Origin of the sequence: Agromyces sp. C10, from assembly GCF_023217995.1 — a bacterium.
Taxonomy (GTDB): domain Bacteria; phylum Actinomycetota; class Actinomycetes; order Actinomycetales; family Microbacteriaceae; genus Agromyces; species Agromyces indicus.
This window is the reverse complement of record NZ_JALPSX010000003.1, coordinates 232,163-258,625: the sequence shown is the minus strand read 5'-3', so window position 1 is coordinate 258,625 and position 26,463 is coordinate 232,163. Positions and strand designations below refer to the sequence as shown.

At 70.9% G+C, this 26,463-nt stretch carries 28 protein-coding genes; 8 read left to right on the top strand and 20 right to left on the bottom strand.

Going from position 1 to position 26,463, the window contains the following annotated elements; all coding sequences use genetic code 11:
* The first annotated feature begins 4 nt into the window (after nt 1-4).
* From M1L56_RS04995 to M1L56_RS04985, 3 genes are read left to right on the top strand one after another with little or no spacing between them, the layout of a single operon-like run.
* Nucleotides 5-487 (top strand): Lrp/AsnC family transcriptional regulator, encoded by a 483-nt coding sequence (locus M1L56_RS04995; protein WP_067947159.1) that lies wholly within the window; start codon nt 5-7, stop codon nt 485-487.
* A gap of 26 nt (nt 488-513) precedes the next feature.
* Nucleotides 514-1,929: an aspartate aminotransferase family protein gene (locus M1L56_RS04990; RefSeq protein ID WP_067947087.1), complete on the top strand. Its 1,416-nt coding sequence runs from the start codon at nt 514-516 to the stop codon at nt 1,927-1,929.
* Nucleotides 1,929-3,377 (top strand): FAD-binding oxidoreductase, encoded by a 1,449-nt coding sequence (locus M1L56_RS04985; protein WP_248598399.1) that lies wholly within the window; start codon nt 1,929-1,931, stop codon nt 3,375-3,377. Before M1L56_RS04990 ends, M1L56_RS04985 begins: the two co-directional genes overlap by 1 nt.
* Here the strand turns inward: M1L56_RS04985 and M1L56_RS04980 are convergent.
* Nucleotides 3,371-4,588: a DUF4192 family protein gene (locus M1L56_RS04980; RefSeq protein ID WP_248598398.1), complete on the bottom strand. Its 1,218-nt coding sequence runs from the start codon at nt 4,586-4,588 to the stop codon at nt 3,371-3,373. The two genes, M1L56_RS04985 and M1L56_RS04980, sit on opposite strands and share 7 nt — an antisense overlap.
* A gap of 186 nt (nt 4,589-4,774) precedes the next feature.
* Here M1L56_RS04980 and M1L56_RS04975 point away from each other — a divergent pair, with 186 nt between their 5' ends.
* Nucleotides 4,775-5,266 (top strand): methylated-DNA--[protein]-cysteine S-methyltransferase, encoded by a 492-nt coding sequence (locus M1L56_RS04975; RefSeq protein ID WP_067947093.1) that lies wholly within the window; start codon nt 4,775-4,777, stop codon nt 5,264-5,266.
* Nucleotides 5,263-5,868 (top strand): DNA-3-methyladenine glycosylase I, encoded by a 606-nt coding sequence (locus tag M1L56_RS04970; RefSeq protein ID WP_067947095.1) that lies wholly within the window; start codon nt 5,263-5,265, stop codon nt 5,866-5,868. Before M1L56_RS04975 ends, M1L56_RS04970 begins: the two co-directional genes overlap by 4 nt.
* 33 nt (nt 5,869-5,901) lie before the next feature.
* Here the strand turns inward: M1L56_RS04970 and M1L56_RS04965 are convergent, their stop codons facing one another.
* The 15 genes from M1L56_RS04965 to M1L56_RS04895 form a co-directional block, all read right to left on the bottom strand.
* Entirely contained in the window at nt 5,902-6,663 is a 762-nt protein-coding gene (locus tag M1L56_RS04965) for a peroxide stress protein YaaA (protein WP_248598397.1), read from the bottom strand.
* On the bottom strand, nt 6,663-7,235 hold the full coding sequence (locus M1L56_RS04960; protein WP_067947099.1) for an ATP-binding protein: 573 nt from the start codon (nt 7,233-7,235) through the stop codon (nt 6,663-6,665). The genes M1L56_RS04965 and M1L56_RS04960 overlap by 1 nt, the downstream gene beginning before the upstream one ends.
* Before the next feature lie 10 nt (nt 7,236-7,245).
* A complete protein-coding gene (locus tag M1L56_RS04955; RefSeq protein ID WP_067947101.1) occupies nt 7,246-7,506 on the bottom strand; it encodes a F0F1 ATP synthase subunit epsilon in 261 nt (86 codons plus the stop codon).
* Nucleotides 7,507-7,508: 2 nt separating this feature from the next.
* Nucleotides 7,509-8,966 carry a F0F1 ATP synthase subunit beta gene (gene atpD / locus M1L56_RS04950; RefSeq protein ID WP_067947103.1) on the bottom strand — a complete coding sequence of 486 codons (1,458 nt, stop codon included), beginning with the start codon at nt 8,964-8,966 and terminating at the stop codon, nt 7,509-7,511.
* Nucleotides 8,967-8,993: 27 nt separating this feature from the next.
* Nucleotides 8,994-9,902: a F0F1 ATP synthase subunit gamma gene (locus M1L56_RS04945; protein ID WP_248598396.1), complete on the bottom strand. Its 909-nt coding sequence runs from the start codon at nt 9,900-9,902 to the stop codon at nt 8,994-8,996.
* A gap of 83 nt (nt 9,903-9,985) precedes the next feature.
* A complete protein-coding gene (gene atpA / locus M1L56_RS04940; RefSeq protein WP_067947107.1) occupies nt 9,986-11,623 on the bottom strand; it encodes a F0F1 ATP synthase subunit alpha in 1,638 nt (545 codons plus the stop codon).
* Between the two features lie 94 nt (nt 11,624-11,717).
* A complete protein-coding gene (locus M1L56_RS04935) occupies nt 11,718-12,512 on the bottom strand; it encodes a F0F1 ATP synthase subunit delta (protein ID WP_067947109.1) in 795 nt (264 codons plus the stop codon).
* Between the two features lie 3 nt (nt 12,513-12,515).
* Nucleotides 12,516-13,076, bottom strand: a complete 561-nt coding sequence (locus M1L56_RS04930; RefSeq protein ID WP_248598395.1) for a F0F1 ATP synthase subunit B — start codon at nt 13,074-13,076, stop codon at nt 12,516-12,518.
* A 28-nt stretch (nt 13,077-13,104) separates the two neighbouring features.
* Nucleotides 13,105-13,341 carry an ATP synthase F0 subunit C gene (gene atpE / locus M1L56_RS04925; RefSeq protein ID WP_067947113.1) on the bottom strand — a complete coding sequence of 79 codons (237 nt, stop codon included), beginning with the start codon at nt 13,339-13,341 and terminating at the stop codon, nt 13,105-13,107.
* A 43-nt stretch (nt 13,342-13,384) separates the two neighbouring features.
* Nucleotides 13,385-14,182 carry a F0F1 ATP synthase subunit A gene (gene atpB / locus M1L56_RS04920; RefSeq protein ID WP_067947116.1) on the bottom strand — a complete coding sequence of 266 codons (798 nt, stop codon included), beginning with the start codon at nt 14,180-14,182 and terminating at the stop codon, nt 13,385-13,387.
* A 232-nt stretch (nt 14,183-14,414) separates the two neighbouring features.
* Nucleotides 14,415-14,894 carry a hypothetical protein gene (locus M1L56_RS04915; protein ID WP_067947118.1) on the bottom strand — a complete coding sequence of 160 codons (480 nt, stop codon included), beginning with the start codon at nt 14,892-14,894 and terminating at the stop codon, nt 14,415-14,417.
* Complete coding sequence (locus M1L56_RS04910) at nt 14,891-16,216, bottom strand: MraY family glycosyltransferase (protein ID WP_067947120.1); 1,326 nt, start codon at nt 16,214-16,216, stop codon at nt 14,891-14,893. Before M1L56_RS04910 ends, M1L56_RS04915 begins: the two co-directional genes overlap by 4 nt.
* Nucleotides 16,213-17,106 (bottom strand): L-threonylcarbamoyladenylate synthase, encoded by an 894-nt coding sequence (locus M1L56_RS04905; protein WP_067947122.1) that lies wholly within the window; start codon nt 17,104-17,106, stop codon nt 16,213-16,215. Before M1L56_RS04905 ends, M1L56_RS04910 begins: the two co-directional genes overlap by 4 nt.
* A 100-nt stretch (nt 17,107-17,206) precedes the next feature.
* Nucleotides 17,207-18,001, bottom strand: a complete 795-nt coding sequence (locus tag M1L56_RS04900; protein WP_248598394.1) for an ABC transporter permease — start codon at nt 17,999-18,001, stop codon at nt 17,207-17,209.
* A gap of 2 nt (nt 18,002-18,003) precedes the next feature.
* Nucleotides 18,004-18,918: an ATP-binding cassette domain-containing protein gene (locus M1L56_RS04895; RefSeq protein ID WP_067947126.1), complete on the bottom strand. Its 915-nt coding sequence runs from the start codon at nt 18,916-18,918 to the stop codon at nt 18,004-18,006.
* Between the two features lie 108 nt (nt 18,919-19,026).
* Between M1L56_RS04895 and M1L56_RS04890 the strand changes: the two genes are divergently transcribed.
* Nucleotides 19,027-19,959: a TetR/AcrR family transcriptional regulator gene (locus M1L56_RS04890; RefSeq protein WP_248598393.1), complete on the top strand. Its 933-nt coding sequence runs from the start codon at nt 19,027-19,029 to the stop codon at nt 19,957-19,959.
* An 18-nt stretch (nt 19,960-19,977) separates the two neighbouring features.
* On the opposite strand, the gene prmC is transcribed toward M1L56_RS04890, so the two are convergent.
* Nucleotides 19,978-20,859, bottom strand: coding sequence for a peptide chain release factor N(5)-glutamine methyltransferase (gene prmC, locus M1L56_RS04885; protein WP_248598392.1), 882 nt, complete (start codon nt 20,857-20,859; stop codon nt 19,978-19,980).
* 87 nt (nt 20,860-20,946) lie between these two features.
* On the opposite strand from prmC, the gene cysK reads away from it, so the two are divergent.
* Nucleotides 20,947-21,882 (top strand): cysteine synthase A, encoded by a 936-nt coding sequence (cysK, locus tag M1L56_RS04880; protein ID WP_248598391.1) that lies wholly within the window; start codon nt 20,947-20,949, stop codon nt 21,880-21,882.
* 30 nt (nt 21,883-21,912) lie between these two features.
* Nucleotides 21,913-22,506: a serine O-acetyltransferase EpsC gene (gene epsC / locus M1L56_RS04875; protein ID WP_067947134.1), complete on the top strand. Its 594-nt coding sequence runs from the start codon at nt 21,913-21,915 to the stop codon at nt 22,504-22,506.
* Between the two features lie 75 nt (nt 22,507-22,581).
* Here the strand turns inward: epsC and M1L56_RS04870 are convergent, their stop codons facing one another.
* From M1L56_RS04870 to rho, 3 genes are read right to left on the bottom strand one after another with little or no spacing between them, the layout of a single operon-like run.
* The gene (locus tag M1L56_RS04870; protein WP_248598390.1) at nt 22,582-23,076 is read right to left on the bottom strand and encodes a GNAT family N-acetyltransferase; all 495 of its coding nucleotides are present in this window, start codon (nt 23,074-23,076) and stop codon (nt 22,582-22,584) included.
* Nucleotides 23,073-24,149 (bottom strand): peptide chain release factor 1, encoded by a 1,077-nt coding sequence (gene prfA, locus M1L56_RS04865; protein WP_248598389.1) that lies wholly within the window; start codon nt 24,147-24,149, stop codon nt 23,073-23,075. Before prfA ends, M1L56_RS04870 begins: the two co-directional genes overlap by 4 nt.
* A 2-nt stretch (nt 24,150-24,151) precedes the next feature.
* Nucleotides 24,152-26,296, bottom strand: coding sequence for a transcription termination factor Rho (gene rho, locus M1L56_RS04860; protein ID WP_248598429.1), 2,145 nt, complete (start codon nt 26,294-26,296; stop codon nt 24,152-24,154).
* Nucleotides 26,297-26,463: the final 167 nt, after the last annotated feature.

The window sequence follows — 26,463 nt, the reverse complement described above, 5'->3', positions numbered from 1 at the left end:
ACGCATGTCGAACGGCAACCGCACGTCCGGCCATCGGCCGGTGCAACTCGACGACGTCTCGAAGGCGATCATCGAGCAGCTCCAGGCCGACGGTCGCCGCTCCTATGCCGACATCGGCAAGGCCGTCGGCCTCTCGGAGGCCGCCGTGCGCCAGCGCGTGCAGCGCCTGACCGAGGCCGGCGTGATGCAGATCGTCGCGGTGACCGACCCGATGCAGCTCGGCTTCACCCGCCAGGCGATGATCGGCATCCGTGCGACCGGTGACACGCGCGCGCTCGCGGAGGCGCTCGCGGAGATCCCGGAGATCGACTACGTCGTCCTCACCGCGGGCAGCTTCGACCTCATGGCCGAGGTCGTCTGCGAGAACGACGACCAGCTCATCACCCTGCTGAACTCGCGGATCCGCAACCTCGACGGCGTCCAGACCACCGAGACGTTCGTCTACCTCAAGCTGCAGAAGCAGTTCTACAACTGGGGCACCCGCTGACCGCGGGCCGCCCGGAAGGAGATCCGATGACCACCCTCGATGCAGCCCCGAGCCTGGGTTCGGCCGGCTTCGACGACGCCGCGCTGCAGCAGAAGGCGAAGGACCACCTGTGGATGCACTTCGCCCGCCAGTCCACGATGGAGGAGAACGGCGTCCCGATCATCACGCGCGGTGACGGGCACCATGTCTTCGACATCAACGGCCGCAAGTACTTCGACGGGCTCTCCGGGCTCTTCGTGGTGAACGCCGGCCACGGCCGCCGTCGGCTCGCCGAGGTCGCCGCACGCCAGGCGGAGGAGCTCGCGTTCTTCCCCATCTGGTCGTACGCGCACCCCGCGGCCATCGAGCTCGCCGACCGCCTGGCCGACTACGCCCCCGGCGACCTGAACCGCGTCTTCTTCTCGACCGGCGGCGGCGAGGCGGTCGAGACCGCCTTCAAGCTCGCGAAGTACTACTGGAAGCTGCGCGGCATCCCGACCAAGCACAAGGTCATCTCGCGTGCCGTGGCATACCACGGCACGCCGCAGGGCGCCCTCGCCATCACCGGCATCCCCGCGATGAAGCAGATGTTCGAGCCGCTCACCCCAGGCGGGTTCCGCGTGCCCAACACCAACTTCTACCGCGCCGCCGAGATGGGCGGCCCCACCGACGACATCGAGACCTTCGGACGCTGGGCCGCGGACCGCATCGAGGAGATGATCCTCTTCGAGGGCCCCGAGACCGTGGCCGCCGTCTTCCTCGAGCCGATCCAGAACTCCGGCGGATGCTTCCCGCCGCCGCCCGGCTACTTCCAGCGCGTGCGCGAGATCTGCGACAAGTACGACGTGCTGATGGTCTCCGACGAGGTCATCGCGGCGTTCGGTCGCGTGGGCCACATGTTCGCGTGCGACGCCTACGGCTACGTGCCCGACATGATCACGTGCGCCAAGGCGATGACCTCCGGCTACTCGCCCATCGGCGCGACGATCGTCTCCGAGAAGATCTACGAGCCGTTCAAGTCCGGCACGACGTCGTTCTACCACGGCTACACCTTCGGCGGACACCCGGTCTCGGCGGCCGTCGCCCTCGAGAACCTCGACATCTTCGAGGAGGAGCGACTCAACGAGCGGGTCCGCGAGAACTCGCCGCTGTTCCGCGCCGAGCTCGAGAAGCTCCTCGACCTGCCGATCGTCGGCGACGTGCGCGGCGACGGCTACTTCTTCGGCATCGAGCTCGTGAAGGACAAGGCCACCAGGGAGACCTTCGACGACGACGAGTCGGAGCGCCTGCTCCGCGGGTTCCTGTCGAAGGCGCTCTTCGACGCGGGCCTGTACTGCCGCGCCGACGACCGCGGCGACCCCGTCATCCAGCTGGCACCGCCCCTGACGATCGGACCGTCGGAGTTCCGCGAGATCGAGCAGATCCTCCGCGGCGTCCTCACCGAGGCGTGGAGCCGCCTCTGATGACGGCGGTCGGCGACGCGACGGATGCCGTTCCGGCGGGGTACCGCCGCGCGAGCTTCTGGCTCGACGACCTCGCCGCGCGCGGGCTGGACGACCTCCGCCCGCGCGCGGCGCTCACGCGGGACGCGCGATTCGACGTGTGCCTCATCGGCGGCGGCCTGACGGCGCTCTGGACCGCGTATGCGCTGAATGCGGCCGATCCGGACCTGAGGATCGCCGTGCTCGAACGGGAGATCGCCGGCTTCGGCGCGTCGGGTCGAAACGGCGGCTGGTGTTCGGCGCTGTTCCCGCGGTCGGCGAGTTCGCTCGAACGCTCGCACGGCCGCGACGCGGCCGTGGCGATGCGTCGGGCGATGGTCGACACCGTCGCCGAGGTGGGGCGCGTGGTCGACGTCGAGGGCATCGACTGCGACTTCGCCCAGGGCGGGACGGTGCTGTTCGCCCGTGACGAGGTCCAGCGCGGTGCGGCGCGGGCGGAGGTGCTCGAGGCCGACCGGTTCGGCGTCGACGCGCTCGAGTACTGGGACGCCGACGCCGTCGCCGACCGGTTCGGTGCCGTCGGACTCGACGGGCGAGTCCCGGCGGCGGTGTTCGACCCGGCCACCGCCAGGGTCCATCCCGCCAAGCTGGTGCGCGGACTCGCCGGGGTGCTCGAGGCGCGCGGCGTCGCGATCTTCGAACGCACCGAGGTCGTCGACTTCGCGGCCGGGCGCGTGCGGTTCCGAGCGCTCGACGGCAGCGACGCCGAGGGGACCCTCGCCGCGCGCCACGTGATCGTGGCCACCGAGGGGTACGGGCCCGGTCTCTCCCGCGTACGGCGGCGCATCCTGCCGATCTACTCGCTCATGATCGCCACCGAGCCGCTCCCCGACGCCGTCTGGGACGAGATCGGGATCGAGCACGGCCAGACGTTCAGCGACTTCCGGCACCTCCTGGTCTACGGCCAGCGCACCGCCGACAATCGCGTCGCGTTCGGCGGACGGGGCGCGCACTACCACTTCGGCAGCGCCGTGGACCCACGCTTCGAGCGTTCGGACGCGGTCTTCACCCATCTCCGCCGCGCGCTCCGAGACCTGTTCCCCGCCGTCGGGGATGCCGCGATCACCCATCGCTGGGGCGGACCGCTGGGCATCTCGCGCGACTGGCATGCGACCGCCAGCTACAACCCGCGCACGGGAGTCGGCTTCGCCGGCGGGTACGTGGGCGACGGCCTCTCGACGACCAACCTCGCCGGACGCACGCTCGCCGACCTCGTGCTCGGGCGTCGCAGCGATCTCACCGAGCTGCCGTGGGCGAACCATCGCTCGCCGCTCTGGGAGCCGGAGCCCATCCGCTGGGTGCTCGCGAACCTCGGCATCACCGGCATGGCGATCGCCGACGCCGAGGAGCGCGCGACCAGGCGGCCCTCCATGCTGGCGAGGATGATCGGCCCGTTCACCGGTCACTGACCCGTCCGGCGCTCCCATGCGGCATCCGCCGGCGGCTGGAACGCCCACTCCGGCAGCGTGCCGGATCCGAAGAAGCGGGCGAGCACCTGGGACATGCCGTGTTCGGCGTCCGACTCGAGGGCGAGTTCGATGAGCGCGCCCGCAGCCGAGCCGCGGCCGAGCGCCCACGACAGCCATGCCGCGACGCACAGCGCGCCGGCGCGGTGCGATACCGGAGCGTTCGCGGTGGCGACGGTGAGCGTCTCGAGCGCCCGTTCGATGCGTCGGCGCTCGGGCCTGGCGGCGGCCTGGCCGAGCAGCAGGCGGGTGAGGAACGCGTCGACCGACTCGGCATCGGCCTCGTCGAACTCGCGCCGCATGAGCTCCTCGAGGCTGGCATCCGCGTCGCGTGCGCGGAGCGCGGCGTCCTCGGCGGAGTCGAGGGCGAGCTCCCCGATCACCGCACCGAAGGCCACCTGCAGGAGCACGGCGTCGCGGAACATGGGCCGGTCGAGCAGGTGCACGAGCCAGGCGAGGCCGGCAGGCGAGGCGATCTCGCCCCGCGCGAGTCGCTCCGCGGCGACGACGGGATCGAGCGCGTCGCCCAGTTCGCGCTCGAGTTCGTCGAGCGCCGCCCGCCGCCGTTCGCACTCGACGACCTCGTCCGCGCCGTCGACCGGGCTGTCGAGCTCGCCGAGCAGGCGGGCGATCTCGCCGCTCACCAGCGGGTCCGGTTCCGGCAGGCGCGCGAGCGTCGACGGCGAGTCCGCGACCGGCCCGTGCTCCTCCGCCCGTGCGGCGAGCGCGCTCTCGGCGACGAGGCTGAGCTCGCGTCCTCCGGACGGCAGGTCGTCGTCGAGCAGCGAACCCCAGGCGTCCGCGGCGACGCACAACGCGTCCCGCACCAGGAAGCCGGCCTCCTCGGCCCGTCGGACGATCGCCTCGAGCAGGTCGCGATGCGGCATGCCGCCGTCCTCCGCGAATTCCCGGTCGGTGTACACGATGGGGACGACGGCATCGGCCTCGGCGAGCCGGCACATCGTGCCGACCATCGTCGAGACGAGCGCGTCGGCCGATTCCGGATCTGCGGGAAGGTCGTGGCGCAGCACCCCGCCCGTGCGGTTGCCGCTGAACGCCACGCAGAGCACGGATCGGGCGGGACGGTAGCCCACGAGGGCGGGGACGAGGGCGAGGAAGTCGTGCGCCGAGCCGGCGCGGATGATCGTCGTCATGCGCCAAGCGTCGGCGACGGGCGACCGCCTCGGAGGCGGCGCTTCCTGCCGGTGGGCGGCGCGGCGCCATGGCCGCCTGGGGAGGACCGGTCGGACCCCTCCTCCACAGGCCGCGGTCTCGGACGCCGCACGAGCAGTGTCCGATTCCCGCCAGTCGATGACGGATGCCGCGGCTAGCCTCGAAGCATGACCTCCCCGTACCTCCTTCGCTTCGACAGCCCCGTCGGCCGCATCGAGCTGCAGGCCGATGACACGCACCTGACCTCGCTCACCATGGAGCGCGACGGGACGCTCCCCCACGACGACGAGCCGGAGCGCCCCAATCCCCTGCTGGAGTCGGCACGCCGCCAACTCACGGAGTACTTCGCGGGCACCCGCACGGAGTTCGACCTCCCGGTCCGGCTGGTGGGTACGCCCTTCCAGCAGGCGGTCTGGTCGGAGCTCGGGCGGCTCGGGTGGGGCGAGGCCACGTCGTACGGCGCGCTGGCTGCCGCCGTCGGCCGCCCGGGTTCGGCTCGCGCCATCGGCGGGGCCGTCGGGGCGAATCCCGTGCCGATCATCGTGGGGTGCCACCGCGTGCTCGCCTCCGACGGGCGGATCACGGGATACTCGGGCGGGGAGGGCGTCCCCACCAAGCTGTGGTTGCTCGCTCACGAACGCATCGGGTTCGCCGCATGACGACCTCCGTCGACGTGGTCCTGGGCGAGGACGGTCTCGCCCGCTGCGCGTGGGGGGCGGCGGATCCCGAGTACCGGCGGTACCACGACGAGGAATGGGGCCGTCCGCAACACGACCCCGTGCGCCTCTACGAGAAGCTCTGCCTCGAGGGCTTCCAGGCCGGGCTGTCCTGGATCACGATCCTCCGGCGACGTCCCGCGTTCCGCGAGGTCTTCCACGACTTCGCTCCCGAGCGAGTGGCGGAGATGCACGAGGCCGACGTCGAGCGTCTGCTCGCCGACGCCCGCATCATCCGACACCGCGGCAAGATCGAGGCGACCATCTCGAACGCCCGTGCCGTGCTCGCCCTCGACGAGCCCCTCGACCGCTTCCTGTGGCGGTTCGCGCCTCCGCGACGCGGGCGCGCGCCTCGTTCCTTCGCCGAGGTGCCCGCCGTGACGACGGAATCCACCGCCATGAGCCGCGCGCTCCGCTCGCACGGCTTCCGATTCGTCGGACCCACGACGATGTACGCGCTCATGCAGGCGACCGGCATGGTCGACGACCACGTGGCCGGATGCTTCAGAGCCGGAGCCGGAGCCGAGGACGCTCCGCGGCGCTGACGGCTCGGGCGCTGCGGCACGGACCGGCCCCGGTCAGGCGACGAGTTCGAGCTCGTCCGGCCGAGCCCCGTCGAGGGCGGCTCCTGCGTCGAGCGTGAAGCCTGCGGCACGGGCCCACTGGATGAGGTCGTCCCGGTCGTGGAGGACCGGCTGGTCGCCGAGCAGCGCCCGCACGAACAGGCCCTTGGCGCGCTTGTTGAAGTGGTTCAGCGCACGCCGACGCCCCTGCGCGTCGGCGGAGACGACGCGCAGGTAGACGGAGTCGCGGCGCGCGGGAGCCGGTCCGAGGTCGGCGTACCCCTCCGACCGCAGGTCGACCACGAGTCCCGCGTGGTCGGAGAGCACCTCGGCGATGCGTTCCCGCCACAGCGACTTCAGTCGGAGACCCGGCAGCCGGGAGTCGTGGGACAGGCGATACGCGGGAATGCGGTCGAGCGCGCCGACGAGCCCGAAGAGCGCCGAGTGCACCGCCAGGTGCGACGCGGCGTACCGACGCGCCTCCTCGCCGAGGGTCGGCGCATCGAGGGCGTCGAACAGGACGCCGGTGTAGCGATCGATCGCCGCCATGGTCGGCGATTCCCGCAGCGTGCGGTTGCGCTCCACCTCCCCGGCCTGGCGGGGTCCGAGCTTCAGGGCGCGCATCATCGCGTCGGGATCCTCGGCGAGCGACGTCACCGCCGCCACCACCTCGGCCCGCGGCTCCGCGAGCGTCGGGAAGGAGAGCTGCGACGGCTCGAACGGACCATGGGTCCCACCGTCGCGCTTGTTCTCGGACGGCGGCAGCAGGAGCAGCACTACGAGCCGATGAACGCCAGCGCGGCGTCGACGTTCGCGCCGAGCGACTGCGCGCTGTCGATCGTCACGCGCGGCAGCGCCGAAGACGGCCCCGTCCAGGGTGCGTACCCCTCGAGGCTCTGCTCCACGGCACGCCAGGTGGTCTCGTCGAGGTGCGGGAGGTGTCGTTCGCGCTTCTCGAGACGCTGCCGGTGCAGCGCTTCGTCCGAGCAGACGACCTCGATCACGCGAAGGCGGACGTCGTTGCGCTGGGCGAGGTCCCGCCACTGCAGTCGGGCGGACTCCGCGGCGTTCACCGCGTCGACGATCACCGTGCGCCCGGATTCGAGCTCCTTCTCGGCGATCTGCTCGGCCACGAGGTACGCGGCGAGGCCGGTCGGCTGGTCGGCGTCGATCCCCGCACGGAGGATCGCGGACTCGATCGGGTCGACCGAGACGACCGTGGCGCCGAGGCGGGCGCCGACGATCTCACCGATCGTCGACTTGCCCGCGCCCGGCAGCCCGGCCATCACGATGAGCTGGGTGACGCTCAGGTCACCGAACTGGCGGTCGAACGGCTGCTCCCCCTGCATCCGCAGCCTCTCAGGCGAGCGCGGCCCGCGAGGCCACGACCTGCACGGCGTCGGACTGCACGGACAGGAATCCGTCCTCCGCGTTGGCGGTGATCTTCTCACCACCGGGCAGGGTGACGCGCACCTCGCCGCCGGCGAGGATCGCGAGCATCGGCTCGTGACCCGGCAGGATGCCGATCTCGCCTTCGACCGTGCGCGCCACCACCATGGCCGCCTCGCCGGACCAGACCTCCTGGTCCGCCGAGACGACGCTCACGTTGAGGGCGGCCATGATCAGCCGTTCTCCTTCTGGATCTTCGCCCACTTCTCCTCGACGTCGGAGATCGGTCCGACGTTGAAGAACGCCTGCTCGGCGACGTGGTCGAAGTCGCCGCGGGCGATCGCGTCGAACGACTCGATCGTGTCCTTGAGCGGGACGGTCGAACCCTCGACACCCGTGAACTTCTTGGCCATGTAGGTGTTCTGCGAGAGGAACTGCTGGATGCGGCGCGCACGCGACACCGTGATCTTGTCCTCTTCGGAGAGCTCGTCGACACCGAGGATGGCGATGATCTCCTGCAGTTCCTTGTTCTTCTGGAGGATCTGCTTGACCGTGGTGGCCACGCGGTAGTGGTCCTCGCCCAGGTAACGCGGGTCGAGGATGCGCGACGTGGAGGTCAGCGGGTCGACCGCTGGGTAGAGGCCCTTCGAGGCGATCTCACGCGAGAGCTCGGTGGTCGCGTCGAGGTGCGCGAACGTCGTGGCGGGCGCCGGGTCGGTGTAGTCGTCGGCGGGCACGTAGATCGCCTGCAGCGAGGTGATCGAGTGGCCACGCGTCGACGTGATGCGCTCCTGCAGGATGCCCATCTCGTCGGCGAGGTTCGGCTGGTAGCCCACCGCGGAGGGCATACGGCCGAGCAGCGTCGACACCTCGGAACCGGCCTGGGTGAAGCGGAAGATGTTGTCGATGAAGAGCAGCACGTCCTGCTTCTGGACGTCGCGGAAGTACTCCGCCATGGTCAGCGCCGACAGCGCGACGCGCAGACGCGTCCCGGGCGGCTCGTCCATCTGGCCGAAGACCAGGGCCGTCTTGTCGAAGACGCCGGCCTCCTCCATCTCGTGGATGAGGTCGTTGCCCTCACGCGTGCGCTCGCCGACGCCGGCGAACACCGAGACACCACCATGGTCCTGGGCGACGCGCTGGATCATCTCCTGGATGAGGACCGTCTTGCCGACGCCCGCACCACCGAAGAGGCCGATCTTGCCACCCTGCACGTACGGGGTGAGCAGGTCGATGACCTTGATGCCGGTCTCGAAGAGCTGGGTCTTCGACTCGAGCTGGTCGAACTTCGGCGGCTTGCGGTGGATCGGCCAGCGCTCGGTGATCTCGATGGTCTCGCCGGGCTCGCCGTTCAGCACCTCGCCGATGACGTTGAAGACCTTGCCCTTGGTGACGTCGCCGACGGGAACCGAGATCGGTGCGCGGGTGTCGTGCACCTCCTGGCCGCGGACGAGGCCGTCGGTCGGCTTGAGCGCGATGGCGCGCACGAGGTCGTCGCCCAGGTGCTGCGCGACCTCGAGCGTGAGCTCGGTGCTCTCGCCCTCGATGGTGATGGTGGTCTTCAGGGCGTTGTAGATCTCGGGGATCGAGTCGTGCGGGAACTCGATGTCGACGACCGGGCCGGTGACGCGGGCGATGCGGCCGACGGCCCCGGTCCGGTCCTGGACCGGCGCGGTTGCGGTGTCAGTCATGTTCTCTTCCTTCTGGATGAATCTTGGCTACTTGGAGGAGGAGAGCGCGTCGGCTCCACCCACGATTTCGGCGATCTGCTGCGTGATCTCGGACTGACGGGCCTCGTTGGCCAGTCGCGTGTAGTCCGTGATGAGCTTGTCGGCGTTGTCGGTGGCCGACTTCATCGCCTTCTGCGTCGCCGCGTGCTTCGCCGCCGCGGACTGCAGCATCGCGTTGAAGATGCGGCTCTCGATGTAGACGGGGAGGAGCCCGTCGAGGACGGTCTCGGCGTCGGGCTCGAACTCGTAGAGCGGGAACACCTCCGCCTTGCCGGTGGGCGCCTGCTCCTCCTCGGCCTCGACGACCTCGAGCGGCAGCAGTCGGGTGACGACCGGCACCTGCGTGATCCGGCTCACGAACCGGTTGTAGACGATGTGGATCTCGTCGACGCCGTCGTCGGCGGAGTCGCGGAGGAACGCCTCGAGCACGGCGTCGGCGACCTCCTTGGCGGTGTCGAACTCGGGGTTGTCGGTCCCGCCGATCCAGCTGCGCTCGTAGTCCCGGCGTCGGAACGTGAAGTACCCCACCGACTTGCGGCCGATGAGGAAGTACACGACCTGCTTGCCCTGGCTGCGAAGCAGCTCGGCGAGCTCCTCCGCCTCACGGAGCACCTGCGAGTTGAAGGCGCCCGCGAGGCCGCGGTCCGACGTGAAGATCACGATCGCGGCGCGGTCGACGCGCTCGGGTTCGGTCGTGAGCACGTGCGAGACGTTCGAGTAGCTCGCCACCGCCGACACCGCGCGAGTGATCGCGTCGGAGTACGGCGTCGACGCGGCGACGCGCGCCTGCGCCTTCTGGATCCGCGAGGCGGAGATGAGCTCCATCGCTCGCGTGATCTTCTTGGTCGTCTGCGCCGACTTGATCTTCTGGCGGTAGACCCGAAGCTGCGCTCCCATGTTTCTCCTGTGTCCTGATTTCCTGTTCCCGGACCCTCACGCCGGCTCGGCCGACGCCGAGGGCCCGGGGACGAAGGAATCGACTAGCGACGACCCTTGACGATCTTCTCCTGGACGACCTCTTCCTCGGCGATCGCCTCGAACTGCTCGCTGCCGACCGAGGCGAGCGGCTTGCCCTCACCGGTCTGGAACTCGAGCTTGAACTTGTCGACCTCGGACTCGAGGGTTGCGACCGTCTCGTCGGAGAGCACGTTCGACTCGCGGAGGTCCGAGAGCACCGAGGTGTTGCGGCCGAGGTAGTCGAGGAACTCGCGCTCGAAGCGCAGGATGTCCTCGACGGGGACCTCGTCGAGCTTGCCGTTGGTGCCCGCCCAGATCGAGACGACCTGCTCCTCGACGGGGTACGGCGAGTACTGCGGCTGCTTGAGCAGCTCCGTGAGGCGCGCGCCGCGCTCGAGCTGGCGGCGGCTGGCCGCGTCGAGGTCGGACGCGAACATCGCGAAGGCCTCGAGTGCGCGGTACTGCGCGAGCTCGAGCTTGAGCGTGCCGGAGACCTTCTTGATCGACTTGACCTGCGCGTCACCGCCGACTCGCGACACCGAGATGCCGACGTCGACCGCGGGGCGCTGGTTCGAGTTGAACAGGTCGGACTGGAGGAAGATCTGTCCGTCGGTGATCGAGATCACGTTGGTCGGGATGTAGGCCGAGACGTCGTTCGCCTTGGTCTCGATGATCGGCAGACCGGTCATCGAACCCGCGCCGAGCTCGTCCGACAGCTTCGCGCAACGCTCGAGGAGCCGCGAGTGCAGGTAGAAGACGTCGCCGGGGTACGCCTCACGGCCCGGCGGGCGGCGCAGCAGCAGCGACACCGCGCGGTAGGCCTCGGCCTGCTTGGACAGGTCGTCGAAGATGATGAGCACGTGCTTGCCGGCGTACATCCAGTGCTGGCCGATGGCCGAGCCGGTGTACGGCGCGAGGTACTTGAAGCCCGCGGGGTCCGACGCCGGCGCCGCGACGATGGTGGTGTACTCCATCGCACCGGCGTCCTCGAGCGCGCCCTTCACCGAGGCGATGGTCGAGCCCTTCTGGCCGATCGCGACGTAGATGCAGCGCACCTGCTTGGTGGGGTCGCCCGACTCCCAGTTCGACTTCTGGTTGATGATGGTGTCGATGGCGATGGCGGTCTTGCCGGTCTGGCGGTCGCCGATGATGAGCTGGCGCTGGCCGCGGCCGACGGGGATCATCGCGTCGATCGCCTTGATGCCGGTCTGCAGCGGCTCGTGCACCGACTTGCGCTGCATGACGCCGGGCGCCTGGAGCTCGAGCGCGCGGCGCCCCTCGCTCGCGATCTCGCCGAGGCCGTCGATCGGGTTGCCGAGCGGGTCGACGACGCGTCCGAGGTAGCCCTCGCCGACGGGCACCGAGAGGACCTCGCCCGTGCGGGTCACCTCCATGCCCTCCTCGATGCCGGTGAACTCGCCGAGCACGACGACACCGATCTCGTCCTCGTCGAGGTTGAGCGCGAGGCCGAGCGTGCCGTCCGCGAAGCGCACGAGCTCGTTCGCCATGACCGAGGGCAGGCCCTCGACGTGGGCGATGCCGTCGGCGGCGTCGACGACGTAGCCGACCTCGGTCTTCTGCGCCGCGCCCGGCTCGTAGTCCCGGGCGAACTCCGAGAGAGCCGAACGGATCTCGTCGGGGCTGATGGAGAGTTCTGCCATTGCCATTTCCTTTTCTGAGGGCCAGGCCCTGTCCTGTACCGGGGTACAGCTGCTGGTGGGTCGCGGCGCGGACGCCGGTCGGATGGGGCCGGCGTCAGCCGGCGAGCTGCTGCCTCAGGTCGTTGAGGCGGCTGGCGACGCTGCCGTCGATGACGTCGTCGCCGATCTGCACCCGCACGCCGCCGAGGACCTCGGGGTCGACGATGGAGTCGAAGCGGATGCGACGGCCGGCCTGGCTTCCGAGCGTGCGCTCGAGCCGGGCGACCTGGTCGTCGGTGAGCGGAACCGCGCTCGTGACGGTGGCGACGTCGAAGCCGCGCTGGTCGGCGACGACGGATGCCGCGTGCCGCAGCATCTCGCCGATGCGGCGGCCTCGCGGCTGCTGCACCAGGTGTCCGACGATCATCGTGGTGGCCGCCGACGCGCGCGGGGCGAGCAGCCGCTCGACCAGCCGGACCTTGGCATCGGTCGAACCGAGCTTCGATCCGAGCGCGAGCTCGAGCTCTGCGTCGGACGCGACCGCGCGCTGGAACGCGTACAGCTCGGCGTCGACCTCGACCGACTCGCCCGCCGCCTCGGCGGCGACGCGGAGCCCGAGGTCCTCGAGCCCGCCGAGGAAGTCCTCGGCCGAGGACCAGCGCTGCGACGCCGCGCTCACGAGGAGCGCCGCGGCCGCAGGCTGGAGACGGCCGCCGAAGACGCGCTCGACGAGCGCGCGCTTCTGGTCAGGACCGGCCTCGTTGTCGGTGAGGGCCGTCCGCAGCTGCGGCGTGGCGCCGATGACCCGGGTCGCGGCGAGGAGGTCGCCGGCGACCGGGAGCTCGGCCCGGCCGAGCGTCGCGAGCTCCGCTCGCGTCCCGGCCAGGGCCCCTCTCGTAGCGCTGCCCATGGACTACTTCTTCCCTCCTGCGGCGGCCTGCTCGGACGCCTCGAGGTCGGCGAGGAAGCGGTCGACGACGGCCTTGGCCTTCTGGTCGTCGGTGAGGGTCTCCCCCACCACGCCGGAGGCGAGGTCGATCGCGATGGTGCCGACCTCGGAGCGGAGCGAGACGAGCGCGGTCTGGCGCTCCGCCTCGATCTGCGCCTGCGCGCTCGCGGTGATGCGAGCCGCCTCGGTCGATGCCTGCTCCTTCGCCTCGGCGACGATCTTCTTGCCGTCTTCGCGAGCGGTCTCGCGGATCCGGCCAGCCTCGGCACGCGCGTCGGCGAGCTGGGCGGTGTACTCCTCGAGCGCCGCCTCGGCCTTGCGCTGGGCCTCGTCGGCCTTCGCGATGTTGCCCTCGATCGCCTCGGCACGCTCATCGAGCAGCTTCTGGAGTCGGGGCAGCGCATAGCGCCAGAAGAAGAGCAGCAGCACCGCGAAGATGACCGCCGACCAGATGATGTCGTAGTCGGCCGGCAGCAGCGGGTTGTACTCCCCCTCGGTAGCAGCACTCACGACTGCATGAAGCACGATTGCCTCCTCGGTGTGCGTGGCCCGATCAGAAGCCGAAGATGAAGCCGGTGGCGATACCGACGAACGCGAGCGCCTCGGTGAAGGCGATGCCGATCCACATCAGGACCTGGAGTCGGCCGGCGAGCTCGGGCTGGCGAGCGACGCCCTCGATGGTCTTGCCGACGACGATGCCCACGCCGATGGCCGGGCCGATCGCCGCGAGGCCGTAGCCGACCGTCGCGATGCTGCCGCTGATCTCCGCGAGAACGGTGGTTGCGTCCACGTTGTGTTTCCTTTCTTGGGGGTGTTCTGGGCGTTTGCCCGGCTCAGTGCTCCTCGGCCACCGCGAGCTGGATGTACACGGCGGTGAGGAGTGTGAAGACGTAGGCCTGGAGGATCGCGACGAGGATCTCGAACAGCGTGAAGGCGAAGCCGAAGGCCAGGCTGCCCGCTGCGAGCACGGTCCACGCGCCGCCCAGGGTGAACAGGAAGAAGTGCGTCGCCGAGAAGAAGAGCACGAGCAGGAGGTGCCCGACGATCATGTTCATCAGGAGTCGGAGCGTCAGCGTGACGGGCCGCAGGATGAACGTGGAGATCAGCTCGATGAGGGCGACGATCGGGAGCACGAAGATCGGCACACCCGACGGGAACAGCGAGTTCTTGAAGAAGTTCTTGGGGCTCTTCTTGATGCCCGCGTAGATGAACGTGACGTAGGAGACGATCGCGAGCACGAGCGGGACGCCGATCACCGACGTTCCCGCGATGTTGAGCCCGGGGATGACACCCGTCAGGTTCATGAACAGGATCATGAAGAACATCGTCGTGAGGATCGGCAGGAATCGCTTGCCGTCCTTCTTGCCGAGGAGGTCCTCGGCGATGTTCACGCGGACGAAGTCCAGTCCCATCTCGACGATGCTCTGGAATCGGCCCGGGATGACGCGCATGCGTCGCGTGCCCAGCCAGAACACCAGGAGGAGGGCCGCGACCGCGATGAAGCGGACCAGCATGATCCGGTTGATCGCGAACGGGGTCCCCTCGAAGAGCACCACTTCGGGGAAGAACTCCGAGATCGAGGGCGCATGGAAGCCACCATCTTCGGTTGCAGTCAGAACCAGCAGGTTCACAGCGTTAGCTAGCAGCGCTATCTCCTGTTTCGGGGCGTGGAGCAGGGCTCTCGCGACGACGAACATCGGACACGGTCCGGAACCCATGCCTGAGCTGGGCTGGACCGTGGGGGATCGCCCCCACTCTAGCAAGACTTCGGGCGCCTGCCGAATCGCTACATCGCGTAGAAGTCCGCGGCGACCGGCCCGGACGCCGCGCATGCTCCGCGAGGCATCCGATGCCGCCCGGATGCTAGTCGTCGGAGGGCGCCGGGGGCAGCTTGGTGTCGCTCGCGTAGGGCAGCCGCGACTTCGCCACGACGAGGACGTCGACGACGAGCGATCCGAGCACGCCGGCCACGATGGCGATGAACAGCACCATGGGGTCCAGCCAGGGCGCGCCGCGGAGCAGCACCACGAGCACGATGAACAGGATGAACTTCAGCAGCCAGCCGCCGAGCACGATGCCGAAGAACGCCCCGACGAACAGGTCGGATCCCGCGAAGCGGTTGGCGATCAGGATGCTCGCAGCGGTGATGCCCATGAAGCCGACGGCGATGAGCGTGCCGAGCAGGGCGCTCACGAGCCCCTCGGTGCCCGCGACGACGAAGCCCACGACGCCGCCTACGACCGCGATCACAGCGGCCAGCACGCCGCTCCACAGGAGCGCGCGCCGCAGCACGGGGTTCGAGGTGGGCGTGCGGTCGGCGGGGTCTCGGGGTGCGGCGCTCATCGGGCTCCTGTGCGGTTCTCGTCCGCGGACGCGGACGTGTCGGGGGTGGCGGGCGTGGCGGGCGTGGCAGGGGCGAGTTCGGGCTCCTGCGGGCTGCCGTTGGCTGCGAGTTCGTCGAGTCCGGGTGCGTACGGCGCGTTCGCGACATCCGCTTCGGCCGCCACGGTCTGCCGCTTGCGACGGCCGAGCGGAGCGAGCGTGACCGCGGCGAGCACCACGAAGCCCACCCCGATGAACGCGAACGCCCAGATCGGGTCGATGCGGAAGTAGACGGGCAGCACGAACGCGAGCAGGCAGCCGAGCGAGGCGACGGCGGTCCAGCCGTAGAAGATGAGCACGGCGTGCAGGTGCGAGTGGCCCATGTCGAGCAGCCGGTGGTGCAGGTGCTTCCGGTCGGCCGCGAACGGCGACTTGCCCGCGCGCAGTCGGCGGATGACGGCGAGGCCGAAGTCGAGCAGCGGGATGATCAGCACCGCGAACGGGATGATGATCGGGATGAACGCGGGGAACAGCAGCTCGCCCTGGGTGCTGATCGTGCCCGGGTCGATCTGGCCGGTGACCGCGATCGCCGACGTGGCCATGAGCAGGCCGATGAGGAGCGCTCCGGCGTCGCCCATGAACAGCTTGGCCGGGTGCCAGTTCAGGGGCAGGAAGCCCAGGCACGCGCCCACGACGACCACCGCGAGCAACGACGCGAGGTTGAAGTAGTTGGTGGGCGAGGTCTGCTGGACGAGCAGGTACGAGTAGAGGTAGAAGACGCCGCTCGAGATGAGCGCCACGCCCGCGACCAGGCCGTCGAGCCCGTCGATGAAGTTGATGGCGTTCATCACCAGCACGATCGTGAAGACCGTGATGACGGCGCTCATCCACGACGATCCGACGATGAGCCCGCCGTCCGGGCCGAGCCCGATCGGCAGCGAGACGATCGACACGCCCTGCCAGGCGATCAGGCCCGCGGCGAGGAACTGTCCCGCGAGCTTGGTCATCCAATCGAGGTCCCAGATGTCGTCGGCCACGCCCATCGCGACGATGAGGGCCGCGGCGACGAGGATCGCGAGCACCTGCCAGCGGTCCTGGAAGATGATCGACACGTTCGCGAACCGGTCGATCCCGAGCGTCGAGACCCACGCCGCCGCGCCGATCGCGGCGAGGATGCCGCCGAACATGGCGATGCCGCCGAGACGCGGCGTCGGGCGGGTGTGCACGTCGCGCTCGCGGATCTTCGGGTAGAGCCGGTACTTCAGGCTCAGCTTCCAGACCACGATCGAACCGGCGAACGTCACGATCGCCGCGACGAGCGCGAGGGCGACGAACAGGGTCATGAGGCGGCGGCATCCGTTCGATCGTCGGGCGCCGCGTCAGCGGATGCCGCGCCGGCGGATGCCGCGCCGGCGGATGCTGCGCCGGCGGATGCCGAGTCGGCGGCGGACGCCGCGGGTGCCGCGCCGTCGGCATCGGCGTCGCCGTCGATGAGCTCGGGCGCGCCGTCGGTCGCATCGGGGCCGATGACCGTGCGCTCGGGGGCGAGCAGCGACTCCCCCACGACCGCGGCGATGCGCTCGCGCGAGATCACGCCCGCGCGGACGATGCGCAGCTCGCCCGAGCCGTCGGCCCCGATGCCGGTCGCGTCGACGATGGTCGACGACGTGTCGCCGGGCCGTTCGCCGATCGCCTCGTACTCCGTTCCGGCCTCGCCGCCGTCGAGGTACACAGCCACGCGGTCGCCGAGCATCTCGTGCGCGGCCTCGGCCGTCGTCGCCGACGGCATGCCGGACAGGTTCGCCGACGACACCGCGAGCGGGCCGGTCTCGGAGAGCAGCTCGAGCGCGATCCGGTTGGCGGGCATGCGCAGCGCGACGGTGCCGCGCGTCTCGCCCAGGTCCCACTGCAGCGAGGGCTGGGCGCGCAGGATCACCGTGAGGCCGCCCGGCCAGAACTCGGCGACGAGCGTGCGGACCGCCTCCGGGATCTCGACCGCCAGCGCGTCGAGCGTCGGGATGCCGGGGATCAGCACCGGCGGCGGCGAGGTGCGCTCGCGCCCCTTGGCGTCGAGCAGCCGCTGCACCGCCTCGGCGCTGAACGCGTCGGCGGCCACGCCGTAGACGGTGTCGGTGGGGATGACGACGAGCTCGCCGCTGCCGATGGCGCGGCGGGCCAGGCGCATGCCGGCGAGGAGCTCGGACTCGACCGAGCAGTCGTGGATGGAAGTCATGGCCCGTCGATTCTAGAGGCCGCGCCCGCGCGGGCGCTGGGCATGACGGATGCCACGGGGCAGGGCGCCTCCGCGACATCGGTCGTTCCGCGCCGTCGATCTAGTCCCGGCCGGCCCGGTGACGGAACAGCCACGAGCCCCAGACGGCCGCGACGGCGATCACGAGGATGCACCATCCGATCGCCCACCAGGACGCCTCGCCCGCCGGGGTGTCCATGAGCAGGCTCCGGATGGCCTCGATGACGGGCGTGATGGGTTGGTGCTCGGCGAACCACGCGAGCCAGGCGGGCAGGGTCTCGACGGGCACGAACGCGCTGGAGAGGTACGGCAGGAACAGCAGGATGAAGCCGTAGGCGCTCGCGGCCTCGGGGCTCGAGGCCGCGAGTCCGATGGCGGCGAAGAGCGTCGTGATCGCGAGGATGTATAGCGCGACCAGTCCGACAGCGGCGAGCCATTCGACCAGGCTCGCGGTGGGGCGGAAGCCGACGGCGATCGCGACACCGATCACGACCCCCGTGGCGACGAGGTTGCGGAGCACGCTCGCCACGACGTGACCGGTGAGGACGGCGCTCGCGCGCAACGGCATCGTCCTGAACCGGTCGATGATGCCCGTCGTCATGTCGCGCGAGACGTAGAGGGCGGTCGAGCTCGCGCCGAACCCCGCGCAGAGGAGGATGATCCCCGGCACGACGTAGTCGACGTAGCCGCCCGTCGGGTCGAGCGCGCCGCCGAAGACGTAGGTGAACAGCAGCATGAGCATGGTCGGGAGGATCACCGCCATGAGCAGCGCCTCGGTGTCGCGGAGGGAGTGCGTGAGGCTCCGGCGGATGAAGACGATCTCGGCGGTCGGGCCGGAGGGGCGGCCCCGCACGGCGACGGCGGCGGTCGTGGTCATGGTCAGCCCTTCGTTCCGATGAGGGGCGCGCCGCTCGGCTCGGTCGGGCGCGCGGTGATGGCGAGGAAGACGTCGTCGAGGCTCGGCCGACGGATGGCGACGTGCGCTCCGGCCACCGCCGAAGCGGGGAGCCGGTCGAGCTCGTCGACCGCCGTGCGGAGCGCGTGCACGCTCCCGTCCGTGGGCAGTTCGGCGAGGAGTGCGTCGTCCGCCCCTCGGAGCTCCACGACGGCCCCGCCCACCTGCGCCTTGAGGTCCGACGGGGTGCCCTCCGCGGCGATGCGACCCCGATCGAGGACGGCGATGCGGTCGGCGAGCCGGTCGGCCTCTTCGAGGTACTGCGTCGTGAGGAACACCGTCGCGCCGCCGTCGGCGACCTCGCGGATGATGCGCCACAGTTCCTGCCGGCTGCGCGCGTCGAGTCCCGTCGTGGGTTCGTCGAGGAACACGACGGGGGTCGGGACGACCAGGCTGAGGGCGAGGTCGAGGCGTCGTCGCATGCCGCCGGAGTAGGTCCCCACCCGTCGGCCGGCGGCATCCGCCAGGTCGAAGCGCTCGAGCAGTTCGTCGCAGCGCGAGGCGGCCGCGCGGCGGCGCAGGCCGGACAGTCGCGCGAGCATGAGCAGGTTCTCGCGCGCGGTGAGCACCTCGTCGACCGCCGCGGACTGGCCGGTCAGGCTGATGCGGGCCCGGACGGCGTCGGGATCCGTGCGCACGTCGGCGCCGGCGACGACGGCCGTCCCCGCATCGGGCCGGACGAGCGTGGTGAGGATGTTGATCGTGGTGGTCTTGCCGGCACCGTTCGGGCCGAGCAGCCCGAAGACGGTGCCGGCTTCGACCGCGAGGTCGAGGTCGCGGAGGACCTCCGTCGAGCGGAATCGCTTGGCGATCCCGCGCGCGTCGATGGCGAGGGACATGGCTTCGCCTTTCCTGCGTAAGGAGTAAACTGTTTACGTGATGCACAACGGTTTAAGTAATACACAGTTCTAGACTGGCCGCAAGCCTCCGCCGATGATTGGAGCCGGATGTCCGCGCAGCCCCCCGCCGAGCCCGACCTGCCGCGCGGGATCGCGCTCGCCTGGGGCGTCGCAGCGAACCCGCAGCGCGGCCCGAAGCGCGAGATGAGCATCGAGCGCATCGTGGACGCGGCCGTCGAGATCGCCGACGCCGAAGGCCTCGGCGCGGTCTCGATGAGCCGCGTCGCGCAGTCGCTCGGCTACACCACCATGTCGCTGTACCGGTACGTGACCGCGAAGGACGACCTGCTCGTGCTCATGCAGGAGCAGGGCATCGGCCTGCCACCCGAGCCCGATCCCGACCTCGACCCGACGGACTGGCGCGGACGGCTTCGCTCCATCGGGCGCGCGCAGCTCGAGCTCCACCGCCACCACCCGTGGCTGCTCGACATCCCCATCGAGGGCACGCCCGTCACGCCGAACAACCTCGCGTGGATGGATGCCATGCTGGACGCGCTCTCGGGTACCCCGCTCGACCAGGGCGAACGCGTCGCCGTGATCCTCCTCGTGACCGGACAACTGCGCTGGCAGAGCCTCATCGAGCGCTCGTACGAGGTCGCGGCCGACGCCGCCGGGATCGACCCCCAGGCGATCGACGACGGCCGCTCGGCGGTCCTCGACGCCTTCGTCACCGCCGAGGAGTTCCCGGCGGTCCGGCTCGCGGTCGACGCCGGGGTCTTCGCGGGCGAGGAGGACCCGTTCGCGTTCGGGCTCGAACGCGTGCTCGACGGCGTCGCCGTGCACATCGCCGAACGCGCCGCCGGTGCGCCCGCCGCCGGCCCGCCGATCCCGCCGGAGCCGGACGGGGTCACGGCCGACAAGCGCGTCCGCGATGCGCGCAAGGCCGTCAAGGAGGCCGAGAAGCGCCTGCGCGACGCCCGGAAGCTCGAGCGGCAGGCGGTGCGCGAAGCCCGCGCGAAGGCGGGGCGGCAGCCCGATTGAGCTTCGGGGACGCTCCCGCTAGCGCCTGGCGGTCGTGACGCGGTCGCGACCCGTGAGGTCTCGGTGATGCGCGATGGCGTGCCATCCGTCGCCCGCGAGGATGCCGGCGATCTCCGCGGACTGCGTCTCGCCGTGCTCGATGAGGAGGGCGCCGCCGGGATGCAGCAGCTCGAGGCCGCGGCGAGACAGGACCCGGACCACGTCGAGCCCGTCGAGGCCGCCGTAGAGCGCCGGCTCCGGATCGTGCAGCCGCACCTCCGGGTCGCGCGGGATCGCATCCTGCGGGATGTACGGCGGGTTGGACGCGACGACCGCGGCCCGACCGTCAAGCTCGCCGAGCGCGTCGGCCAGGTCGCCGAAGACGAGGGTCAGGTTCGGCGCGCCGACCTCCTCGACGTTGCGCTTCGTCCAGGGGAACGCCTCCGGCGAGTTCTCGACCGCGTACACCCGCGCGTGCGGCACCTCCGTCGCCATGGCGAGCGCGATCGCACCACTGCCCGCGCCGAGGTCGAGCGCGACCGGTTCCGGCTCGGCGGCGGCTCGGAGTGCGTCGATGGCCAACTGCGCGAGGAGCTCCGTCTCGGGCCTCGGGACGAACACCCCCGGGCCGACGGCGAGTTCGAGCGACCGGAACGGGGCCCGTCCCGTCAGGTGCTGCAACGGCTCGCGGCGGGCGCGCCGGGCGACGAGCGAGTCCAGCGCCGCGGCATCCGTCGCCGTCAGCTCGGCGCCGACGACGAGCTTCGCGTGCACCCCGCCGCGCGACAGGCCGAGCACGTGGCCGACGAGCAGGTCGGCATCGACCTCTGGGTCGGGCACTCCGGCCGCCCGCAGCGCGTCGGCCGCCTCGTCGCGCGCCTCGCGCAGTGGGCGGGCGCCGGACGTCGCGGAAGCATTCACGCAAAGGAATGTAACCCACTCCCCCTGCCCCGCCGGCCGCCGTAGGCTGGGTCGCGGCACGCCGCCGTCGTCACGAGAGGGAACACTATGGCTCAGGTCTACGAGAACATCACCGAGGTCTTCGGGCGCACGCCGCTCGTGAAGCTGAACCGCGTGACGGATGGCGCCGAGGCGACGGTGCTCGGCAAGCTCGAGTTCTACAACCCCTCCGCGAGCGTGAAGGACCGCCTCGGCATCGGCATCGTCGACGCGGCCGAGGCCTCCGGCGAGCTGAAGCCCGGCGGCACCATCGTCGAGGGGACGAGCGGCAACACCGGCATCGCGCTCGCCATGATCGGCGCCGCCCGCGGCTACCGGGTGGTCATCGCCATGCCCGAGACCATGAGCAAGGAGCGCCGCGCGCTGCTGCGCGCGTACGGCGCGGAGCTCGTGCTCACCCCCGGTTCCGAGGGCATGAAGGGCGCGGTCGCGCGCGCCGAGCAGATCGCCGCCGAGACCCCGGGCGCCGTGCTCGCCCGCCAGTTCGACAACCAGGCCAACGTCGACATCCACCGTCGCACCACCGCCGAGGAGGTCTGGAACGACACCGACGGCGCCGTCGACATCTTCGTGTCGGGCATCGGCACCGGCGGCACCCTGTCCGGCGTCGGCCAGGTGCTCAAGGAGCGCAAGCCCGAGGTGCAGATCGTCGGCGTGGAGCCGCTCGAGTCGCCCATCCTCAACGGCGGCCAGCCCGGCCCGCACAAGATCCAGGGCATCGGAGCGAACTTCGTGCCGTCGATCCTCGACCGCGACGTCTACGACGAGATCATCGATGTGAACATCGACCAGGCCGTCGCGACCGCGCGTCGCCTCGGCGTCGAGGAGGGCATCCTGGGCGGCATCTCGTCGGGCGCCACCGTGTACGCGGCCACCCAGCTCGCCAAGCGCCCCGAGAACGCCGGCAAGACGATCGTGGTGATCCTCGCGAGCTACGGCGAGCGCTACCTCTCGACGGTGCTCTACGAGGGGCTGCTCGACTGATCCCCAGACGGCATCTGCTTGACTGAGCCGGTGGGAATCCTCGGCACCCTCAGGGACGACATCGCGACCGCGCGCTCCCACGACCCCGCGGCCCGCAGCCGCATCGAGATCGTGCTCGCCTACTCCGGCCTGCACGCCATCTGGTCGTACCGGCTCGCGCACCGCCTGTGGCAGACCCCCGCACTGCGGTTGCCCGCGCGACTGCTGTCGCAGTTCACGAGGTTCCTGACGGGCGTCGAGATCCACCCCGGAGCGACCATCGGCCGGCGCTTCTTCATCGACCACGGGATGGGCGTCGTCATCGGCGAGACCGCCGTCGTCGGCGACGACGTCATGCTGTACCACGGCGTCACCCTGGGCGGGAAGGCGCCGCGCGGCGCGCCGAAGGGCAGCAAGCGGCATCCGACGCTCGGCGACGGCGTCACCGTCGGAGCGGGTGCGAAGGTGCTCGGAGACATCGAGATCGGCTCGTGGAGCGCGATCGGCGCGAACGCCGTCGTGACCCGCGGCGCGCCGCCGCACTCGCTGCTCGTCGGCATCCCGGCGGTCGCGAAGCCGCTCTCGCCCGCGACGGCGGATGCCGCGCGTGGCGTCCACGACTGGCACGTCGACTTCCACATCTGAACCTCGACCGTCCCACCGTGCGGGAGCTTCCGCCGGGTGCCGGTGGCGGGCCGACGCGCTCCGATCCTCGAACGGTCAGAGCGGCAGGTACATCACCGCGAGGCCCACCCGGCCGTGCCGACGCGAGCGGAAGGCCCCCGGGACCGTGCCGACGACCTCGAACCCGAGCGAGCGCCAGAGGCGGACCGCGACCATGTTCGATTCGACGACCGCGTTGAACTGGATGCCGGCGAAGCCCGCCCGACGATGCCAGTCGACGACCCACTCGCCGAGGAGGCGGCCCACTCCGGCGCCGCGCGCCTCGGCGGCGACCATGAACGAGGCCGTGCCGATGTGGTCGCCGCGGCCGGGGCGGTTCGGCCCCATCTTGGCCGACCCGAGGATGCGCCCGTCGCGCTCGGCCACGACCGTGAGTCCCGGCGGCGGCTCGATCCACAACGCCCGTGCGGACTCCGTCGTGAGGTCCTCGGGGTACGCGTACGTCTCGCCGTCGCGGACGACCTCGTCGATGATGCGGAAGACCGCGGGCCAGTCCTCGTCGCGGATCGGCCGGACGACGACGTCGCTCACTGGTCGCCGAGGTCGGCGAGCCGGGCCTCCTCGTCGGCCTGCACGGCCGACTCGATGATGGGATCCAGCGCGCCGTTCATCACCTGGTCGAGGTTGTATGCCTTGTAACCGGTGCGGTGATCGGCGATGCGGTTCTCAGGGAAGTTGTACGTGCGGATCCGCTCGGAGCGGTCCATGGTGCGGATCTGCGACTTGCGCGCGTCCGACGCGGCCGCGGCGAGCTCCTCCTGCTGGCGCGCCAGCAGACGGGCTCGCAGCACGCGCATGGCCGCCTCGCGGTTCTGCAGCTGCGACTTCTCGTTCTGCATGGCCACCACGATGCCCGTGGGCACGTGCGTGATGCGCACGGCGGAGTCGGTGGTGTTCACGGACTGCCCACCGGGACCCGAGGAGCGGTACACGTCGATCTTGAGGTCGTTCTGATTGATCTCGACCTCTTCGGGCTCGTCGACCTCGGGGAAGACGAGCACCCCCGTCGTCGAGGTGTGGATGCGCCCCTGCGTCTCGGTCACGGGCACCCGCTGGACGCGGTGCACCCCGCCCTCGTACTTCAGGTGGGCCCACACGCCCTGCGCCGGGTCGCTCGCGTTCGACTTGATGGCGACCTGCACGTTCTTGTACCCGCCGAGGTCGGACTCGTCGGACTCGAGCAGCTCGGTCTTCCAGCCCTTCGACTGCGCGTACTGGATGTACATGCGCAGCAGGTCGGCGGCGAACAGCGCGCTCTCGGCGCCGCCCTCGCCGCCCTTGATCTCCATGATCACGTCGCGGCCGTCGTCCGGGTCGCGCGGGATGAGGAGGCGCCGGAGCTTCTCCTGCGACTCGGCGAGGTGCTCCTCGAGCGCGGGCACCTCCTCGGCGAAGGCGGCGTCCTCCTTGGCGAGCTCGCGCGCCGCCTCGAGGTCGTTCTGCGCCTGCTGCCAGGCGTCGTGCGCGGCGACGATGCGGCTGAGCTCGGCGTAGCGACGGTTCACGCGCTTGGCGCGCGCGGCGTCGGCGTGCAGCGCCGGGTCGGCGAGCTCCTCCTGGAGCTCGCCGTGCTCGGCGATCAGGGCCCGGACGGACTCGAACATGCTCAGCGGTGGTGGTCGGCGTCGTGCCCGTGGCCGTTGCCGTTGCCGCCGACCGGTGCCGACTTCTGCATGAGCAGGAGGAACTCGGTGTTCGACTGCGTCTCGCGGAGGCGACCGAGGACGGCCTCGAGGGCCTGCTGCGGCTCGAGCCCGGCGAGGGCGCGGCGGAGCTTCCAGGTGATCTTGACCTCGTCGGGCGACAGCAGCATCTCCTCGCGACGCGTCGACGACGCGTTGACGTCGACGGCGGGGAAGATCCGCTTGTCGGCGAGCTGGCGCGACAGGCGCAGCTCGGAGTTGCCGGTGCCCTTGAACTCCTCGAAGATCACCTCGTCCATCTTCGACCCGGTCTCGACGAGCGCCGTGGCGAGGATGGTGAGGGAGCCGCCGTTCTCGATGTTGCGCGCCGCACCGAAGAAGCGCTTCGGCGGGTAGAGCGCCGAGGCGTCGACGCCGCCCGAGAGCACGCGACCGGATGCCGGTGCCGCGAGGTTGTACGCGCGGCCGAGGCGGGTGATCGAGTCGAGCAGCACGACCACGTCGTGGCCGAGCTCGACGAGGCGCTTGGCGCGCTCGATCGCGAGCTCGGCGACCGTGGTGTGGTCCTCGGCCGGGCGGTCGAAGGTCGACGCGATGACCTCGCCCTTGACCGTGCGCTCCATGTCGGTGACCTCTTCGGGACGCTCGTCGACGAGCACGACCATGAGGTGGACCTCGGGGTTGTTCGTCGCGATGGCGTTCGCGATCTGCTGCAGCACGATCGTCTTGCCGGCCTTGGGCGGCGCGACGATGAGGCCGCGCTGGCCCTTGCCGATCGGCGCCACCAGGTCGATGATCCGCTGCGTGAGCTTGGTGGGTTCGGTCTCGAGGCGCAGGCGGTCCTGCGGGTAGAGCGGGGTGAGCTTCTGGAAGTCGACCCGCGCGGCGGCCTCCTCGGCGGACTGTCCGTTGACCGAGTCGACCTTGACGAGCGCGTTGTACTTCTGGCGGCTGTTGCCCTCGCCCTCGCGAGGCTGCTTGATCGCGCCGACGACCGCGTCGCCCTTGCGGAGGTGGTACTTCTTCACCTGGCCGAGCGAGACGTAGACGTCGCTCGGACCGGGGAGGTAGCCCGTCGTGCGCACGAAGGCGTAGTTGTCGAGCACGTCGAGGATGCCGGCGATGGGGATGAGCACGTCGTCGTCGAGGATCTCGGGCTCGACCTCGTCGCCGCCGCCCTGGCCGCGACGCTTGCGGTCGCGGTAGCGGTTGCGGCGGCCGCCCTCGCCCTCGCCCTGCTGCTGGTCGCCGCGCGACTGCTGGCCGCGGCCGCCCTGCTCCTTCGGGCCCCGGTCGGAGTCGGCCTGGCGCTCGTCGCCCGACTCGTCGGCCTTGCGCGGGTCCTGGCCGCGGCCGGCGTCGGCCTGCTTGCCCGCCTCCTGGCCGCCCTTGCCGTTCTGGCGGTCGTCGCCCTTCTGCTCGGGCTTCTGGCCCTCGCCGCGGTCGCGGTCGCCGCCGCCGCGTCGGCCGCGGTTGCGGCCACGGCCCTGGCGCGGCTCCTTCTCGGCCTGCTCGGCCTCGGCCTGCTCGCCCTCGGGGGCGGGCGTGCGGCCGGCGTCGCCGGCGCCGCCGGTGGCAGCGGCGAGCTCCTCGCGGACGGCGGCGCGCGCCGCCTCGCGGGCGTCGTCGCCCGGCTCGTCCGCCTGGGAGGCCTCGGCCGGGCGGTCGCCGGGCACGAGGTCGACGCCGCTGAGTCCGGCGTTGGCGTGGCGGGCCGCGGCGGTCGCGCTCGTCGCGCGTCGCGGCTGGCGGCCGCGTCGGGTCGGCGCCTCGACGGGCGGGGCGTCGGTGACGGATGCCGCGGCGGCGGGCTCCTCGGAGCCGGTCGCGTCGCCGTCGACCGAGGGCGCCGGAGCGGGCGACGTGTCGGCGGCGGGCGTCGTGTCGGCAGCGGGCACGGCTTCGGCGGCTGCCGGAGCCTCGAGCCCGGGCAGGGCCTGCCCGTCGGTGGCCGGAGCCTCGACCGCGGCGACGGCAGCGTCGGCGGAGTCGGCGGAGTCGGCGTCGTGGTGGGCGGAGATCAGGTCCACGAGTTCTCCTTTTCGGCGCTTGGAGGCGCCCGCGATGCCGAGGGAGGCGGCGAGCTCCTGGAGCTCGGCGACCTTCATCGTGGTCAGGCGGGTGCGGGTCGCCACGCCGTCGGCGTGGTCGGTTCCGTTGGTCACTGGGATTCGTCCTTTCCCCTCGCCAGGTGCTGGGTTGGCCGAGGAGAGCTGATCGCGGCGCGACGGAGTCGTGCGCACGGGGCGCAGACTGCGCGTTGCGAAAGCATGAA

Coding starts and splice junctions, on each gene's coding strand:
- M1L56_RS04995 (WP_067947159.1), top strand. CDS start 5: ATGTCGAACGGCAACCGCACGTCCGGCCATCGGCCGGTGCAACTCGAC.
- M1L56_RS04990 (WP_067947087.1), top strand. CDS start 514: ATGACCACCCTCGATGCAGCCCCGAGCCTGGGTTCGGCCGGCTTCGAC.
- M1L56_RS04985 (WP_248598399.1), top strand. CDS start 1,929: ATGACGGCGGTCGGCGACGCGACGGATGCCGTTCCGGCGGGGTACCGC.
- M1L56_RS04980 (WP_248598398.1), bottom strand. CDS start 4,588: ATGACGACGATCATCCGCGCCGGCTCGGCGCACGACTTCCTCGCCCTC.
- M1L56_RS04975 (WP_067947093.1), top strand. CDS start 4,775: ATGACCTCCCCGTACCTCCTTCGCTTCGACAGCCCCGTCGGCCGCATC.
- M1L56_RS04970 (WP_067947095.1), top strand. CDS start 5,263: ATGACGACCTCCGTCGACGTGGTCCTGGGCGAGGACGGTCTCGCCCGC.
- M1L56_RS04960 (WP_067947099.1), bottom strand. CDS start 7,235: ATGCAGGGGGAGCAGCCGTTCGACCGCCAGTTCGGTGACCTGAGCGTC.
- M1L56_RS04955 (WP_067947101.1), bottom strand. CDS start 7,506: ATGGCCGCCCTCAACGTGAGCGTCGTCTCGGCGGACCAGGAGGTCTGG.
- atpD (WP_067947103.1), bottom strand. CDS start 8,966: ATGACTGACACCGCAACCGCGCCGGTCCAGGACCGGACCGGGGCCGTC.
- M1L56_RS04945 (WP_248598396.1), bottom strand. CDS start 9,902: ATGGGAGCGCAGCTTCGGGTCTACCGCCAGAAGATCAAGTCGGCGCAG.
- atpA (WP_067947107.1), bottom strand. CDS start 11,623: ATGGCAGAACTCTCCATCAGCCCCGACGAGATCCGTTCGGCTCTCTCG.
- M1L56_RS04935 (WP_067947109.1), bottom strand. CDS start 12,512: ATGGGCAGCGCTACGAGAGGGGCCCTGGCCGGGACGCGAGCGGAGCTC.
- M1L56_RS04915 (WP_067947118.1), bottom strand. CDS start 14,894: ATGAGCGCCGCACCCCGAGACCCCGCCGACCGCACGCCCACCTCGAAC.
- M1L56_RS04910 (WP_067947120.1), bottom strand. CDS start 16,216: ATGACCCTGTTCGTCGCCCTCGCGCTCGTCGCGGCGATCGTGACGTTC.
- M1L56_RS04905 (WP_067947122.1), bottom strand. CDS start 17,106: ATGACTTCCATCCACGACTGCTCGGTCGAGTCCGAGCTCCTCGCCGGC.
- M1L56_RS04900 (WP_248598394.1), bottom strand. CDS start 18,001: ATGACCACGACCGCCGCCGTCGCCGTGCGGGGCCGCCCCTCCGGCCCG.
- M1L56_RS04895 (WP_067947126.1), bottom strand. CDS start 18,918: ATGTCCCTCGCCATCGACGCGCGCGGGATCGCCAAGCGATTCCGCTCG.
- M1L56_RS04890 (WP_248598393.1), top strand. CDS start 19,027: ATGTCCGCGCAGCCCCCCGCCGAGCCCGACCTGCCGCGCGGGATCGCG.
- cysK (WP_248598391.1), top strand. CDS start 20,947: ATGGCTCAGGTCTACGAGAACATCACCGAGGTCTTCGGGCGCACGCCG.
- prfA (WP_248598389.1), bottom strand. CDS start 24,149: ATGTTCGAGTCCGTCCGGGCCCTGATCGCCGAGCACGGCGAGCTCCAG.
- rho (WP_248598429.1), bottom strand. CDS start 26,296: ATGAAGGTCGCCGAGCTCCAGGAGCTCGCCGCCTCCCTCGGCATCGCG.